At 72.5% G+C, this 13,581-nt stretch carries 12 protein-coding genes and 1 pseudogene; 5 read left to right on the forward strand and 8 right to left on the reverse strand.

Translation table 11 applies throughout. The features are described from left to right. Positions 1 to 54: 54 nt before the first annotated feature. Positions 55 to 492, reverse strand: coding sequence for a gamma-glutamylcyclotransferase family protein (locus tag AC230_RS14895; protein WP_049716654.1), 438 nt, complete (start codon positions 490 to 492; stop codon positions 55 to 57). A gap of 131 nt (positions 493 to 623) precedes the next feature. On the opposite strand from AC230_RS14895, the gene AC230_RS14900 reads away from it, so the two are divergent. Both AC230_RS14900 and AC230_RS31120 read left to right on the forward strand, forming a co-directional pair. After that, entirely contained in the window at positions 624 to 2,063 is a 1,440-nt protein-coding gene (locus tag AC230_RS14900) for an NAD(P)H-quinone dehydrogenase (protein WP_049716655.1), read from the forward strand. Positions 2,064 to 2,231: 168 nt separating this feature from the next. Further along, positions 2,232 to 3,238: pseudogene (locus tag AC230_RS31120) on the forward strand (DeoR/GlpR family DNA-binding transcription regulator). An 18-nt stretch (positions 3,239 to 3,256) separates the two neighbouring features. Here AC230_RS31120 and AC230_RS14915 read toward each other — a convergent pair. Together AC230_RS14915 and AC230_RS14920 are read right to left on the reverse strand one after the other, a co-directional pair. Next, positions 3,257 to 3,811, reverse strand: a complete 555-nt coding sequence (locus tag AC230_RS14915) for a TetR/AcrR family transcriptional regulator (RefSeq protein WP_049716658.1) — start codon at positions 3,809 to 3,811, stop codon at positions 3,257 to 3,259. 124 nt (positions 3,812 to 3,935) lie between these two features. Beyond that, a complete protein-coding gene (locus tag AC230_RS14920) occupies positions 3,936 to 5,690 on the reverse strand; it encodes an acetyl/propionyl/methylcrotonyl-CoA carboxylase subunit alpha (RefSeq protein WP_049716659.1) in 1,755 nt (584 codons plus the stop codon). A gap of 538 nt (positions 5,691 to 6,228) precedes the next feature. Between AC230_RS14920 and AC230_RS32015 the strand changes: the two genes are divergently transcribed. Beyond that, positions 6,229 to 6,825: a hypothetical protein gene (locus AC230_RS32015; protein WP_049716660.1), complete on the forward strand. Its 597-nt coding sequence runs from the start codon at positions 6,229 to 6,231 to the stop codon at positions 6,823 to 6,825. A 117-nt stretch (positions 6,826 to 6,942) separates the two neighbouring features. Here the strand turns inward: AC230_RS32015 and AC230_RS14930 are convergent, their stop codons facing one another. From AC230_RS14930 to AC230_RS14945, 5 genes are all read right to left on the reverse strand, one after another. Continuing rightward, entirely contained in the window at positions 6,943 to 7,554 is a 612-nt protein-coding gene (locus AC230_RS14930; protein ID WP_049716661.1) for a Maf family protein, read from the reverse strand. A 17-nt stretch (positions 7,555 to 7,571) separates the two neighbouring features. Then, positions 7,572 to 9,035 carry a peptidoglycan D,D-transpeptidase FtsI family protein gene (locus tag AC230_RS14935; RefSeq protein WP_049716662.1) on the reverse strand — a complete coding sequence of 488 codons (1,464 nt, stop codon included), beginning with the start codon at positions 9,033 to 9,035 and terminating at the stop codon, positions 7,572 to 7,574. 107 nt (positions 9,036 to 9,142) lie between these two features. Beyond that, complete coding sequence (mmpB, locus tag AC230_RS34320; RefSeq protein WP_277816856.1) at positions 9,143 to 9,271, reverse strand: morphogenic membrane protein MmpB; 129 nt, start codon at positions 9,269 to 9,271, stop codon at positions 9,143 to 9,145. 92 nt (positions 9,272 to 9,363) lie between these two features. After that, entirely contained in the window at positions 9,364 to 9,576 is a 213-nt protein-coding gene (locus tag AC230_RS14940; RefSeq protein WP_049717021.1) for an acyl-CoA carboxylase epsilon subunit, read from the reverse strand. Positions 9,577 to 9,636: 60 nt separating this feature from the next. Further along, on the reverse strand, positions 9,637 to 11,247 hold the full coding sequence (locus AC230_RS14945) for an acyl-CoA carboxylase subunit beta (protein ID WP_049716663.1): 1,611 nt from the start codon (positions 11,245 to 11,247) through the stop codon (positions 9,637 to 9,639). Positions 11,248 to 11,387: 140 nt separating this feature from the next. Between AC230_RS14945 and AC230_RS14950 the strand changes: the two genes are divergently transcribed. Both AC230_RS14950 and AC230_RS14955 read left to right on the forward strand, forming a co-directional pair. Then, positions 11,388 to 12,281: a biotin--[acetyl-CoA-carboxylase] ligase gene (locus tag AC230_RS14950; protein ID WP_049716664.1), complete on the forward strand. Its 894-nt coding sequence runs from the start codon at positions 11,388 to 11,390 to the stop codon at positions 12,279 to 12,281. 88 nt (positions 12,282 to 12,369) lie between these two features. Then, on the forward strand, positions 12,370 to 13,530 hold the full coding sequence (locus tag AC230_RS14955; RefSeq protein ID WP_049716665.1) for an adenylate/guanylate cyclase domain-containing protein: 1,161 nt from the start codon (positions 12,370 to 12,372) through the stop codon (positions 13,528 to 13,530). The last annotated feature ends 51 nt before the right edge of the window (positions 13,531 to 13,581 follow it).

Raw genomic sequence — 13,581 nt, forward strand, 5'->3', positions numbered from 1 at the left:
GATGTCGCAGGTTACGGTCCTGCGGCGATCGCCTCGTGCGTTGCGACGAATGGCCTAGCAGGGGCGCTTGCGCAGTTCCATGACGTAGTCGTGGGGGGCGCCCGCGGATTCGGCGGCGTCGGCGATCTCGCCGAGGTAGCGGGCGGAGGGCAGGCCGCCCTCGTAGCCGTTGAGGACGTACGTCCAGGCCGTCTCCTCGCCGTCCAGGGTGTGGACGCGGACGCGGAGGCGGCGGTAGATGCCGAGGCCGACCCCTTCCCAGCGGTCCATGGACTCCTCGTCCATCGGGGCGATGTCGTAGAGGGCGACGAAGACCTGTGAGCGGGGTTCCTCCACCACGGTGGCCAGGGCGCCCTCCCAGCCCATCTGCTCCCCGCCGAAGGTCAGGCGCCAGTCGGCGAGCCAGCCCGTGCCGCGCAGCGGCGAGTGGGGGGCGCGGCGCGTCATCAGCCGCGCGTCGAGGTTGCCGGCGTACGCGGCGTAGAGCGACATGGTTCTGAGGGTACGGGAGTGAGGCGGGACCGCATTTGGGATGGCAGGCTCGAAGGGAGCGCGGGGCCCGATGTGCGCCGGGCGGAGTGGGGGGAGGACCCGGGAGGAGTCGCTTTGATGGGTGCGGGACAATGGAGTACGTGACTCGGATCGTGATCATCGGTGGCGGACCCGGCGGCTACGAGGCGGCGCTGGTGGCCGCTCAGCTCGGTGCGGAGGTGACCGTCGTCGACTGCGACGGTCTGGGCGGGGCGTCGGTGCTGACCGACTGCGTGCCCTCGAAGACGCTCATAGCGACGGCTGAGGTGATGACGTCGTTCGACTCGTCGTACGAGGAGCTGGGCATCACCGTCGAGGACGGTGTGGCGGACGACGGCACCGTGATCGGGGTGGACCTCGGGAAGGTCAACCGCCGGGTCAAGCGGCTGGCGCTGGCGCAGTCGCACGACATCACCGCTTCCGTGACGCGGGCCGGCGGGCGCGTGCTGCGGGGGCGGGGGCGGCTGGATCCCGAGCGGGCCGCGGACGGTACGCGGAAGGTGCGCGTGCGGATGGCGGACGGTGCCGAGGAGACGCTCGTCGCCGACGCGGTGCTGGTGGCCACGGGTGCCCATCCGCGGGAGATCCCGGACGCGCAGCCCGACGGCGAGCGCATCCTGAACTGGACGCAGGTCTACGACCTGGACACGCTGCCGGAAGAGCTCATCGTGGTCGGGTCGGGTGTGACCGGCGCCGAGTTCGCCGGGGCCTACCAGGCGCTGGGCTCCGAGGTGACGCTCGTCTCCTCGCGGGACCGGGTGCTGCCGGGCGAGGACCCGGACGCGGCCGCGGTGCTGGAGGACGTCTTCCGGCGGCGCGGGATGAACGTGATGGCGCGCTCGCGGGCGGCCGCCGCCAAGCGGGTGGGCGACCGGGTCGAGGTCACGCTCGCGGACGGGCGGGTCATCAGCGGTACGCACTGTCTGATGGCGGTCGGGTCGATTCCGAACACGGAGGGCATCGGACTGGAGGAGTCCGGCGTCCGGCTGACCGAGTCGGGGCACATCTGGACCGACAAGGTGTCGAGAACGAGCGCCCCGGGTGTCTACGCCGCCGGTGACTGTACGGGCGTGCTGGCCCTGGCGTCGGTCGCCGCCATGCAGGGCCGGATCGCGATGTACCACTTCCTGGGCGACGCGGTCGCGCCGCTCAATCTCAAGGCTGTATCCGCGAACGTGTTTACGGATCCGGAGATTGCCACGGTCGGGTATTCCCAGGCTGACGTCGACAAGGGGCTGATTGACGCACGGGTCGTCAAGCTGCCGTTGCTGCGTAATCCCCGCGCGAAGATGCAGGGAATCCGGGACGGATTCGTAAAGATGTTCTGCCGGCCCGGGACGGGCATCGTGGTCGGCGGTGTCGTCGTCGCGCCGCGGGCGAGTGAGTTGATTCATCCGATCTCGATCGCGGTCGACAACAATCTGACCGTCGAACAGATCGCGAACGCGTTCACGGTGTATCCCTCCTTGTCCGGGTCTGTCGCCGAGGTGGCGCGACAGCTGCACACCAGGAAGGCCCAGAGGGAGAGTTGAGGCGTGGGGGACCGGACGGGGCGGCTCTCCTTCCGGTTGCCTATACCACTTCTTGGGTTGCGCGGCGAACAACTTCCGTTAATTGAAGCAACCTGCTGAAAACAGATGGTCGTTGGCGTTACTGTCGGTTTCGTGTTCGCTGCAGAACGTCGTCAATTGATCCTCGAAATGGTGCGTGCCAACGGGGCGGTTTCGCTCCGTGAGCTCGCCCGCGTCGTCCAGACCTCCGAAGTGACCGTACGGCGCGACGTGCGGGCCCTCGAAGCGGAAGGACTGCTCGACCGCCGGCACGGCGGTGCGGTGCTGCCGGGTGGCTTCATCAGGGAGTCCGGCTTCCCGCAGAAATCCCATCTAGCGACCGCGGAGAAGACGGCCATCGCCGATCTCGCGGCGAGCTTCGTCGAGGAGGGCGAGGCCGTCGTCGTGGGCGCCGGTACGACCACGCAGGAGCTGGCCCGCCGGCTCGCGCGGGTGCCGGGGCTGACCGTGGTCACCAACTCCCTGCTGGTCGCCCAGGCGTTGGCCCATGCCAACCGGGTCGAGGTCGTGATGACCGGCGGCACGCTCCGGGGCTCCAACTACGCGCTGGTCGGCAGCGGTGCCGAGCAGTCGCTCCAGGGGCTGCGGGTCTCCCGGGCCTTCCTGTCCGGGAGCGGGCTGACCGCGGAGCGCGGGCTCTCCACGTCCAACATGCTCTCCGCGAGCGTGGACCGGGCGCTGGTGCAGGCCGCGGCGGAGGTCGTGGTCCTCGCGGACCACACGAAGCTGGGCACCGACACGATGTTCCAGACCGTGCCGACCGACGTCATCACCAGACTCGTGACCGACGAGCCGCCGGGGCACGACGAGCGTGCGGCCACGGAGCTCCAGGCGCTCGCCGACCAGGGCGTGCACATCTCGGTCGCGGGGCCCGGCGCGGGGTCGGGCCCGGGGGCCGGGGGGGCGCCGCACGGCGAGGCCGTCCCGCCGCCCCGGCGGCGGGACGTCGCCCCGCTGCCCGGGCAGCGGCGGGGGCATCCCCCGTGGGCTCCGACGGCCGCTACCCCGGCCCCGAGCGCGGCGGGCCCCCGCCCGGGGCCGCCCCGCTGCGGGGCGCGGCCGCCGTGCCGATGGAGTCCGGGGGGCAGGGGGCGGCGACGGCCCGGGTGGCGGACCTGGCGCCCCGGAGGAGATAGCGGAGCCCCCTCGCCCGCTCAGGTGCGCGCCGGCTTGATGCCCTCCAGGGTGAGCCGCAGCAGGCGGTCGGCCAACTCCGGGTCGCCCGGGGCCTCTTCGACGGCCAGGGCGATCGCGTTCGTCAGCTGCATCAGGTCGGTGATGCCGACGTCGGCGCGCACGGCCCCGGCCCGCTGCGCCCGGGCGAGCAGCGTGCTGCCCGCCTCCCGCATGGGGACGTTGCAGCGCGCGAGGGCCGACGCCTCGTCGCTCTGGGCGGCCATGAGGGCCCGGGACAGCCCCCGGTAGGTCGCGGCGTGGGTGATCACGGCGCGGAGCCAGTCGACCAGGGCCCGGCAGGGCTCGTCGGCGGCGAGGAGTTCGCGGGAGCGGGCGAGGAGACCGTCCACCTCGCCCTGGAAGACCGCGCACATCAGCGCGGTGCGGTGCGGGAAGTGCCGGTAGAGGGTGCCGATGCCGACGCCGGCGCGGCGGGCGATGTCCTCCAGGGAGGCGTCCGTGCCGTGCTCGGTGAAGGCGGTGCGCGCCTCGGTGAGCAGCCGTTCGTAGTTGCGCCGCGCGTCCGCGCGCATCGGCCGTGGCGGCGTCGTCGTCATGGGCGTTCGTCCTCCCGCTCGCTCCCCGTTCCAGGATGCCATCAACGCGGAGGGGCCCCGGCCGTCGTCGGCCGGGGCCCCCCGGGGCGGAGCGCGGACGTCAGTCCTTGATCTCGCAGATGACGGCGCCGGAGGAGACGGAGGCGCCGATCTCGGCGGTGATGCCCTTGACCGTGCCGGAGCGGTGCGCGTTCAGCGGCTGCTCCATCTTCATGGCCTCCAGGACGACGATCAGGTCGCCGGCCTCGACCTGCTGGCCCTCCTCGACCGCGACCTTGACGATCGTGCCCTGCATCGGCGAGGCCAGCGCGTCGCCCGAGGCGGCGGAGGTGGCCTTCTTGGCCGCCCGCCGCTTGGGGCGGGCGCCGCCGGCCGCGGCGGTGCGGGCGATGGTCATGCCGAGCGAGGACGGCAGGGAGACCTCGAGGCGCTTGCCGCCGACCTCGACGACGACGGTCTCGCGGCCGGGGGCCTCCTCCTCGTCCTCCGCCACGGCGCCCGCGAAGGGCTCGATGGTGTTGGTGAACTCCGTCTCGATCCAGCGGGTGTGGACGTGGAACGGGTCGGCGGTGAAGGCGGGGTCGGCGACCACGGCGCGGTGGAAGGGGATGGCGGTCGCCATGCCCTCGACGCGGAACTCGCCGAGCGCGCGGGCGGCGCGCTGGAGGGCCTGCTCGCGGGTGGCGCCGGTGACGATCAGCTTGGCCAGGAGGGAGTCCCAGGCGGGGCCGATCACCGAGCCGGCCTCGACGCCGGCGTCAAGGCGGACACCCGGGCCGGACGGCGGGTCGAAGCGGGTGACGGTGCCGGGGGCGGGCAGGAAGTTGCGGCCCGGGTCCTCGCCGTTGATGCGGAACTCGAAGGAGTGGCCGCGCATCGGCGGGTCGTCGTAGCCGAGCTCCTCGCCGTCGGCGATGCGGAACATCTCGCGGACGAGGTCGATGCCGGTGACCTCCTCGGTGACCGGATGCTCCACCTGGAGGCGGGTGTTGACCTCCAGGAAGGAGATCGTGCCGTCCTGGCCGACGAGGAACTCGCAGGTGCCGGCGCCCTCGTAGCCGGCCTCGCGGAGGATGGCCTTGGAGGCGCGGTACAGCTCGGCGTTCTGCTCGTCGCTGAGGAACGGCGCGGGGGCCTCCTCGACGAGCTTCTGGTGGCGGCGCTGGAGGGAGCAGTCGCGGGTGGAGACCACCACGACGTTGCCGTGCTTGTCGGCCAGGCACTGGGTCTCGACGTGCCGGGGGCGGTCGAGGTAGCGCTCGACGAAGCACTCGCCGCGGCCGAAGGCGGCGACGGCCTCGCGGACGGCCGAGTCGTAGAGCTCGGGCACCTCTTCGAGGGTGCGGGCGACCTTGAGGCCGCGGCCGCCGCCGCCGAAGGCGGCCTTGATGGCGATCGGCAGGCCGTGCTCCTCGGCGAAGGCGACGACCTCGTCGGCCCCGGAGACGGGGTCGGCGGTGCCGGCCACCAGGGGGGCGCCGGCGCGCTGCGCGATGTGACGGGCCGCCACCTTGTCGCCCAGGTCGCGGATGGCCTGCGGGGGCGGGCCGATCCAGGTCAGCCCCGCGTCGATGACGGCCTGCGCGAACTCGGCGTTCTCGGACAGGAAGCCGTAACCGGGGTGGATCGCGTCCGCCCCGGACTCGGCCGCGGCGGCCAGCACCTTCGCCATGTCGAGGTAGCTGGTCGCAGGAGTGTCACCACCCAGCGCGTACGCCTCATCGGCCACCCGGACATGCACGGCGTCCCGGTCCGGATCCGCGTAGACCGCCACACTCGCGATCCCGGCGTCCCGGCACGCACGAGCAACGCGGACTGCGATTTCGCCACGATTGGCGATGAGCACCTTGCGCACGATGGCTCCCTCCTTGAAACAAGGTGAGTTTAGGTACTGGCGACACTCCGTGCCGACCCGACGTCCAGGGTGACCTTGCCCACACGGAGTGTGAGTCGCGTACCCCGCGCGGACGGAAGTTCCCTGCTCTCCCACGGTACGCCGCCCGTGCTCGCGCGCCGCCGGAACTTCGGTGTGGTCAAGGTCTCGGCGATCTTCGAGGAGCGACGGGGCGGAATCTTTGTGGGGACCCTACGAACGGGTGAAGGAAAGTTTGCGGCAGCGCGTGACGGGAGGGTGGCCCGGGGCAGGCGGTTACCAGCCGGTATGGGAGGGGTTCGGGCGACCCGCGTGGTCCTCCGGGGGCGAAGGGGCGGCGAGTCGGTCAACTGGGCGCCCCGGCGCGGGAGTACGCGCGGTGGGTCGAGGGCGCGCCGATTCGTACGTACCCCGGCGCGGCCCGAAGTCCGTGCGAATCCTTGGGTGTTCCGGAGGAGGGTGGGGTCCCCGGAACCGGTGGGAGGGGTGACCGATATGCCGTGACATCGTTGAAGAAGTCATGATCAAGCGCATCGCAGCGGCCGCCGCCCTGGCCGGGGCCGCCCTCTCCGTGACCTCCGCCGCCACCGCGTCCGCGGCGCCCCTGCCCCTGCCGCAGCCGAAGTCGCCCACGGCGAGCGCCGGTGATGTCACCGCCCCGCCCGAGGCCGGCGCGCCGGCGAAGGCCGCGCCGACGCGGAGCACCACGGGGAAGGGCACCCCCGCCCAGGCCGCGCCGGCGCGGAGCGACACGGGCAAGGGCGGTGCGGCGAAGGGCGCGGCTCCCGGCAGGGGCGCGGCCCCGGGGAAGAGCGCGAGCCCGGGGAAGAGCGGGACGCCGGCGAGGAGCGGTGCTCCGGGGAGCGCCGCGGCTCCCGGCAAGGCTCCCGCGAGGACGGGCGCGGCCCCCGTCGCGGGAGCCCCCATGGGCGCCACCCCGCCCAAGGGCGCGACCCCGCCCAAGGGGATGACGCCCCCGAAGGGCATGACGCCGCCCCAGAACCCGCCCACCAGCCTCTACCCGGACGCCGTCAACGAACTCGGCAAGCTCAAGCAGCTCAACCAGCTCAGCCAGGTCAAGCAGGTCGGCCAGGTCGCGAGCCAGCTGCCCCTGTGACCACCGCGCACTCCCGCGGTCCGGGCGTCACCGGGATCCGCCGCGTGCCGCCGGTCCGGCGCCCCTCGGGGGCCTGCCGTTCCGGCCGGGGGTCCGGGGGGTGTCCCCCGGGGGGTCTCAGTACGCCCACAGGTCGGTGATCGTGGTCCCCAGCTCCGCCAGCAGCCTGCGGAGCAGGGGCAGCGACAGGCCGATCACGTTTCCCGGGTCGCCGTCGACGCCCTCGACGAAGGGGGCGGAGCGGCCGTCCAGGGTGAAGGCCCCGGCGACGTACAGCGGTTCGCCGGAGGCCACGTAGGCGGCGATCTCGGCATCGGTCGGCTCACCGAAGCGGACCGTGGTCGAGGCCGTCGCGGAGCTGCGGCGGCCGGTCGCCGTGTCGATCACACAGTGGCCGGTCCGCAGCACTCCCGAGCGGCCCCGCATGGCCTTCCAGCGGGCCGTCGCGTCCTCGGCGTCCGCCGGCTTGCCCAGCGCCCGTCCGTCGAGGTCCAGCACCGAGTCGCAGCCGACGACCAGCGCGCCGGCGGCCTCCGGCCGGGCGGCCACGGCCGCGGCCTTCGCCTCGGCCAGCACCAGGGCCAGCGCCGCGGGGTCCGCGGCGGTGAGCGCGTCCTCGTCCACCCCGCTCACGATCACCTCGGGCGCGAGCCCGGCCTGGCGCAGCAGGCCGAGGCGGGCCGGGGACTGGGAGGCGAGGACGAGGCGGCGTGCGGGCGTTGCGGTCATGGGGGCCAGCGTACGGCCTACTTCGTGAGCACGGCCTGCATGATCTTCTTGGCGATGGGGCCCGCGAGGCCGCCGCCGGAGACGTCCTCGCGGTCGACGCCGGAGCCCTCCGGGTCGATGAAGACCGCGACGGCGACCGGGGAGCCGTCAGCCTGCTTGGCGTAGGAGACGAACCAGGCGTAGGGGATCTTGGAGTTGTTGACGCCGTGCTGGGCGGTGCCGGTCTTGCCGCCGACGGTGACGCCGTCGATCAGGGCCGACTTGCCGGTGCCCTCCTTGGCCGTGAACTCCATCATCTCCTGGACCTTCTTGGCGGTCTCGGGCGAGACGGCCTGGGACATCTCCTCCGGCTTGTGCTGCTCGACCGTGGACAGGTCGGGGGCGCGGAGCTTGTCGACCAGGTAGGGCTTCATCAGCTTGCCGTCGTTGGCCAGGGCCGCGGTCATCATCGCGATCTGGAACGGGGTGGCCGCCAGGCTGCCCTGGCCGATGCCGGTGAGCGCGGTCTGCGGGCGGTTGAGCTTGTCCGGGTAGACGCTCTTGGTGACCGAGACGGGCATGAACAGCTCCTTGTCGAAGCCGAACTTCTCCGCGGTCTCGCGCATCTTGTCCTGGCCGAGCTCGGCGGCGATCTTGGCGAAGACGTTGTTGCAGGAGTACTGCATCGCGACCTTGAGCGAGGCGTTGCGGCAGGGCGCGCTCTCGTTCTCGTTCTTCATCGGGGTCACGGTGTCGGGCAGGTTCCAGGGGTACGGGGAGTCGGTCGGGGCGTTGATGTCCGTGTAGAGCCCGTGGTCGAGGGCGGCCGCCGCGGTGAGGATCTTGAAGGTGGAGCCGGCCGGGTAGAGCTCCTTGATCGCGCGGTCGGAGAGCGGCTTGTCCGGGTCCTTCTCCAGCTTCTGCCAGGCCTTCTGGTCCTTGGTGCTCTCGCCGGAGAAGACCGAGGGGTCGTACGAGGGCGTGGAGACCATGGCGAGGATCTTGCCGGTGGTGGGCTCGATGGCGACCGCGGCGCCCTTGTACTTCGAGAGCGCCCGGTAGGCGGCCTTCTGCGCCTTGGGGTCGATGGTGGTGACCACGTCGCCGCCCTTGGGCTTCTTGCCGCTGAGCATGTCGGCCGTGCGCTGGAAGAAGAGCCGGTCGTCGGTGCCCGTGAGGAACTTGTCGTAGACGTACTCCAGGCGCGAGCCGGCGTAGATCTGCGACGAGTAGCCGGTCACCGACGAGTACATCGGGCCGTCCTTGTAGGTGCGCTTGTACTTCAGGTCGCTGCCCGTGGTCTCCGTCGAGCCCGTGACGGGGTCGCCGCCGACGATGATGTCGCCCCGCGGCTGCGCATAGGTGTTGATCTTCACTCGGCGGTTGTGCTCGTTGTTGGCGAGGTCGTCCGCCTGGGCGAACTGCAACCACGTGCTTCTGACCAGCAACGACAGCACCAGCAGTCCGCTGAAGAGCGCCACACGTCGCACGGGCTTGTTCATGACATAACTCCCCGGTTCGCGGCAATTCACCGGGGAAGATGCCAATCCGGACAGGTGCGGTTGCGGCGGGACGAAACCTGTGAGGTACCTGTGCAACGGGAGCAGGCTCAGGTGAGCCCCAGGACGAGGAAGAGCACGACCATGCCGACGGCGAGCACCAGGCCCGCCCGCCGGAGCATGGCCTGGGCCTCGCGGAGCTCCTCGGGGGGCTCGTCGGACGGGTCGGACCAGAGCACGCCCCCATCGTCTGGCGCGCACGGCCGCACGGCCTGAGTACGGGTACTCAGGCGTGGGTGTGACGCGACTTACTCGCGCCCGCCGTCCGGCACTACGCCGGCCAGTACGACGTCCGCCAGGCCCGCGGGCCCGGCGCGTGCGCCCGCGCGTTGCGCGCCCGCCGGGCCGGGCTGGCCCACTCCGGGCGGACCGGCTCGTCCCCGGGCGCCGCGGCCGCCGCACGCGCCGCGGCGCGCGCCTGCACCACCGCCAGCGCGGCCGCCAGCTCCTCGGGCGTGGGGTTGCCGCGTACGACCTTGATCACCAGGCGCTCCCTCTCTCCGCCGTGCATCTCTCCATCGGCCCCCTCCATGACGACCGATCGTTACAGCGGAATGTTCCCGTGCTTCTTCGGCGGCAGCGCCTCGCGCTTGTCACGCAGCGCCCGCAGCCCGCGCACGACGTGCCGGCGCGTCTCGGAGGGCAGGATCACCGCGTCCACGTAGCCGCGCTCGGCCGCCGTGTAGGGGTTGAAGAGCGCGTCCTCGTAGTCCGTGACCAGCTTCGCGCGCAGCTCCTCGCGCTCCTCGTCCGACGAGGCCGCCGCCAGGGCGCCGCGGTGCAGGACGTTGACCGCGCCCTGCGCGCCCATGACCGCGATCTGGGCCGTCGGCCAGGCCAGGTTGAGGTCCGCGCCCAGGTGCTTGGAGCCCATGACGTCGTAGGCGCCGCCGAACGCCTTGCGGGTGATCACCGTGATCAGCGGGACCGTGGCCTCCGCGTACGCGTAGATCAGCTTGGCGCCGCGCCGGATGATGCCGCCGTACTCCTGGTCCACGCCCGGCAGGAAGCCGGGGACGTCGACGAAGGTCAGCACCGGGATGTTGAAGGCGTCGCAGGTGCGCACGAAGCGGGCGGCCTTCTCGCTGGCGTCGATGTCGAGACAACCGGCGAACTGCATCGGCTGGTTGGCGACGACGCCCACCGGGTGGCCCTCGACCCGGCCGAAGCCGGTGATCATGTTCGGTGCGAACAGGGCCTGGGTCTCCAGGAACTCGCCGTCGTCCAGCACGTGCTCGACGGCCGTGTGCATGTCGTAGGGCTGGTTCGCCGAGTCCGGGATCAGGACGTCCAGTTCGAGGTCGGCGTCCGAGACCTCCAGGTCGGCCTCCTCCGGGTAGGACGGCGGCTCCGAGAGGTTGTTGGACGGCAGGTACGACAGCAGCGCCTTGACGTACTCGATCGCCTCCTTCTCGTCCCCCGCCAGGTGGTGGGCGACGCCGGAGGTCGCGTTGTGGGTGCGCGCCCCGCCGAGCTCCTCGAAGCCGACGTCCTCGCCGGTGACCGTCTTGATGACGTCCGGGCCGGTGATGAACATGTGCGAGGTCCGGTCGACCATCACCGTGAAGTCGGTGATCGCGGGCGAGTAGACCGCGCCGCCCGCGCAGGGGCCGACGACCAGCGAGATCTGCGGGATCACGCCCGAGGCGTGGGTGTTGCGGCGGAAGATCTCGCCGTACATCCCGAGGGCCATCACGCCCTCCTGGATGCGGGCGCCGCCGGAGTCGTTGATGCCGACGACCGGGCAGCCCGTCTTCAGCGCGAAGTCCATCACCTTCATGATCTTCTGGCCGAAGACCTCGCCCAGCGAACCGCCGAGCACCGTGAAGTCCTGCGAGAACACGGCGACCGTGCGGCCGTCGACCGTGCCGTAGCCGGTGACGACGCCGTCGCCGTACGGGCGGTTCTTCTCCATGCCGAAACTGGTCGACCGGTGCCGGGCGAACTCGTCCAGCTCGACGAACGAACCCTCGTCCAGCAGCAGTTCGATCCGCTCACGGGCCGTCAGCTTGCCCTTGGCGTGCTGCTTCTCCACCGCCCGGGCCGAACCGGCGTGCGTCGCCTCGTCGATCCTGCGCCGGAGGTCCGCGAGTTTGCCCGCGGTCGTGTGGATGTCGGCTCCCTCGGAGCCGGGGGCGGTGGCTGGCTCGGACATCGGGCTGCGGCTCCTGCTCGTCCTGGGGGGTCGATGGACTGGGTCGCGCCTTGGCGGCTACCGGGTCGTAGCGTATCGGCGCGGATGCGTTCCGGCAGTGCGTCGTTGGCCACACCCGCCCCCCTTCTAGGGTGGCTGTCATGACGCCCTCCCCCGACCCCTCCGACGACCGCGGCCGCTGGTCCGACCTGGACCGGCCGCCGCTCAACGCCATGGGACTGCGCCGCGCCCTGGTGCGGCCCGGCGGCCTGTGGACCTCCCTGGACGTGGTCGAGCGCACCGGCTCGACCAACAGCGACCTCGCCGCGGCCGGCGGGCCCGAGGGCGCCGTGCTCGTCGCCGAGGAACAGTCCGCCGGGCGCGGCCGGCTGGACCGCACCTGGTCCGCGCCCGCCCGCTCCGGCCTCTTCTTCTCCGTCCGCCTCACCCCCGGGCCCGGCGTGCCCGCCGCCCGCTGGGGCTGGCTGCCGCTGCTCGCCGGCGTGGCCACCGCGACCGCGCTCTCCCGCGCCGCCGGCGTGGACACCGCCCTGAAGTGGCCCAACGACCTGCTCGTCACGGTCGGCGGGCAGGAGCGCAAGGCCGGTGGCATCCTCGCCGAGCGCGCCGGGGACTCCGTCGTCCTCGGCATCGGCCTCAACGTCTCGCTGCGCGCCGCCGAACTGCCCGTCCCCACCGCCGGTTCGCTGGCCCTCGCGGGCGCCGCCGTGCTCGACCGCGACCCGCTGCTGCGCGCCGTGCTCCGCTCCCTGGAGGACTGGTACGTGCTCTGGCGCGAGGCCGGCGGCGACCCCGGGCCCTGCCGCCTCCAGGAGGCGTACGTCGCCGGCTGCGCCACCCTCGGCCGCACCGTGCGCGCCGAACTGCCCGGCGGCCGCGCCCTCGTCGGCGAGGCGGTGGCCGTGGACGGGGACGGGCGGCTGGTGCTCGCCACCGCGGACGGGGTGCAGGAGCCGGTCGGGGCCGGGGACATCGTCCATCTCCGTCCCGCTTCGTCCGGGCCGGAGGGGCCCTCGGTGCCGTCGGGAGAGTGAGCTAGGGCACACCTGCCGTATCGTTGTGCCCGGAAAGCGGGCGAGCGATCGGCAGGGCAGTGCGCACGGATCGGACAGGGGGCGGGCGGTGACCGCCGCGGACGGGGAGACCCCCCGTCCCGTTGAGCCGGAGAAGACCCTCCCGGAGGAGGGCCCGGAGCGGGGCCCGCGGAAGGACGCGCGGAAGGTCCCCGACGAGATCGACGCGGGCGGCGAGGAGGGCGACCCCCTCGCGCTGCGCCTGGAGGCGCTGATCCTCGGCGCGGAACGGCGGTACACCCCCTTCCAGGCCGCCCGCGCCGCGGGCGTCTCCATGGACCTGGCCGCCCGCTTCTGGCGCGCCATGGGCTTCGCCGACATCGGCCAGGCCAAGGCGCTCACCGAGGCGGACGTCCTCGCGCTGCGGCGGCTGGCCGGCCTGGTCGAGGCCGGGCTGCTCAGCGAGCCCATGGCCGTTCAGGTGGCGCGCTCCACCGGGCAGACCACCGCCCGGCTCGCCGACTGGCAGATCGACTCCTTCCTGGAGGGCCTGACCGAGCCCCAGGAACCGGGCCTGACCCGTGCCGAGATCACCTACCCGCTGGTCGAACTGCTCCTGCCCGAGCTGGAGGAGTTCCTCGTCTACGTGTGGCGCCGCCAGCTCGCGGCGGCGACCGGCCGCGTCGTCCAGGCCCAGGACGACGCCGAGATGGTCGACCGGCGGCTCGCCGTCGGCTTCGCCGACCTGGTCGGCTTCACCCGCCTCACGCGGCGGCTGGAGGAGGAGGAACTCGGCGAGCTGGTCGAGGCGTTCGAGACCACCGCCGCCGACCTGGTCGCCGCGCACGGCGGCCGCCTCATCAAGACCCTCGGCGACGAGGTCCTCTACTCGGCCGACGACGCCGGCACCGCCGCGGAGATCGGCCTGCGCCTCATCGAGACGCTCGGGAACGACGAAACCATGCCGGAGCTGCGCGTCGGCATCGCCTTCGGGACGGTGACGACGCGGATGGGCGACGTCTTCGGCACGACCGTCAACCTCGCGAGCCGCCTCACGTCGATAGCGCCGAAGGACGCCGTCCTGGTCGACAGCGCGCTGGCGGAGGAGCTGACGCGCAGCGGGGACGCGCCGAAGTCCGAGGCGGAGGTGGCCGGGCCGGGGGGCTCCGGGGAGGCCTCCTCCTACCGCTTCGCGCTGCAGCCCATGTGGCAGCGGCCCGTGCGCGGGCTGGGCGTGGTGGAGCCGTGGCTCCTCACGCGCCGCGGGTGAGGTCCGCCCCGTGCGGGCCCGCCCCGGGTATGGCTAAGCCCCCGGGTATGG

The organism is Streptomyces caatingaensis (genome assembly GCF_001187435.1).
Lineage (GTDB): Bacteria > Actinomycetota > Actinomycetes > Streptomycetales > Streptomycetaceae > Streptomyces > Streptomyces caatingaensis.

Excerpts from the sequence above, each read along its gene's own strand:
- AC230_RS14895 (WP_049716654.1), bottom strand. The coding sequence starts at position 492 with ATGTCGCTCTACGCCGCGTACGCCGGCAACCTCGACGCGCGGCTGATG.
- AC230_RS14900 (WP_049716655.1), top strand. The coding sequence starts at position 624 with ATGGAGTACGTGACTCGGATCGTGATCATCGGTGGCGGACCCGGCGGC.
- AC230_RS14915 (WP_049716658.1), bottom strand. The coding sequence starts at position 3,811 with ATGCGCGCGGACGCGCGGCGCAACTACGAACGGCTGCTCACCGAGGCG.
- AC230_RS32015 (WP_049716660.1), top strand. The coding sequence starts at position 6,229 with ATGATCAAGCGCATCGCAGCGGCCGCCGCCCTGGCCGGGGCCGCCCTC.
- AC230_RS14930 (WP_049716661.1), bottom strand. The coding sequence starts at position 7,554 with ATGACCGCAACGCCCGCACGCCGCCTCGTCCTCGCCTCCCAGTCCCCG.
- AC230_RS14935 (WP_049716662.1), bottom strand. The coding sequence starts at position 9,035 with ATGAACAAGCCCGTGCGACGTGTGGCGCTCTTCAGCGGACTGCTGGTG.
- AC230_RS14945 (WP_049716663.1), bottom strand. The coding sequence starts at position 11,247 with ATGTCCGAGCCAGCCACCGCCCCCGGCTCCGAGGGAGCCGACATCCAC.
- AC230_RS14950 (WP_049716664.1), top strand. The coding sequence starts at position 11,388 with ATGACGCCCTCCCCCGACCCCTCCGACGACCGCGGCCGCTGGTCCGAC.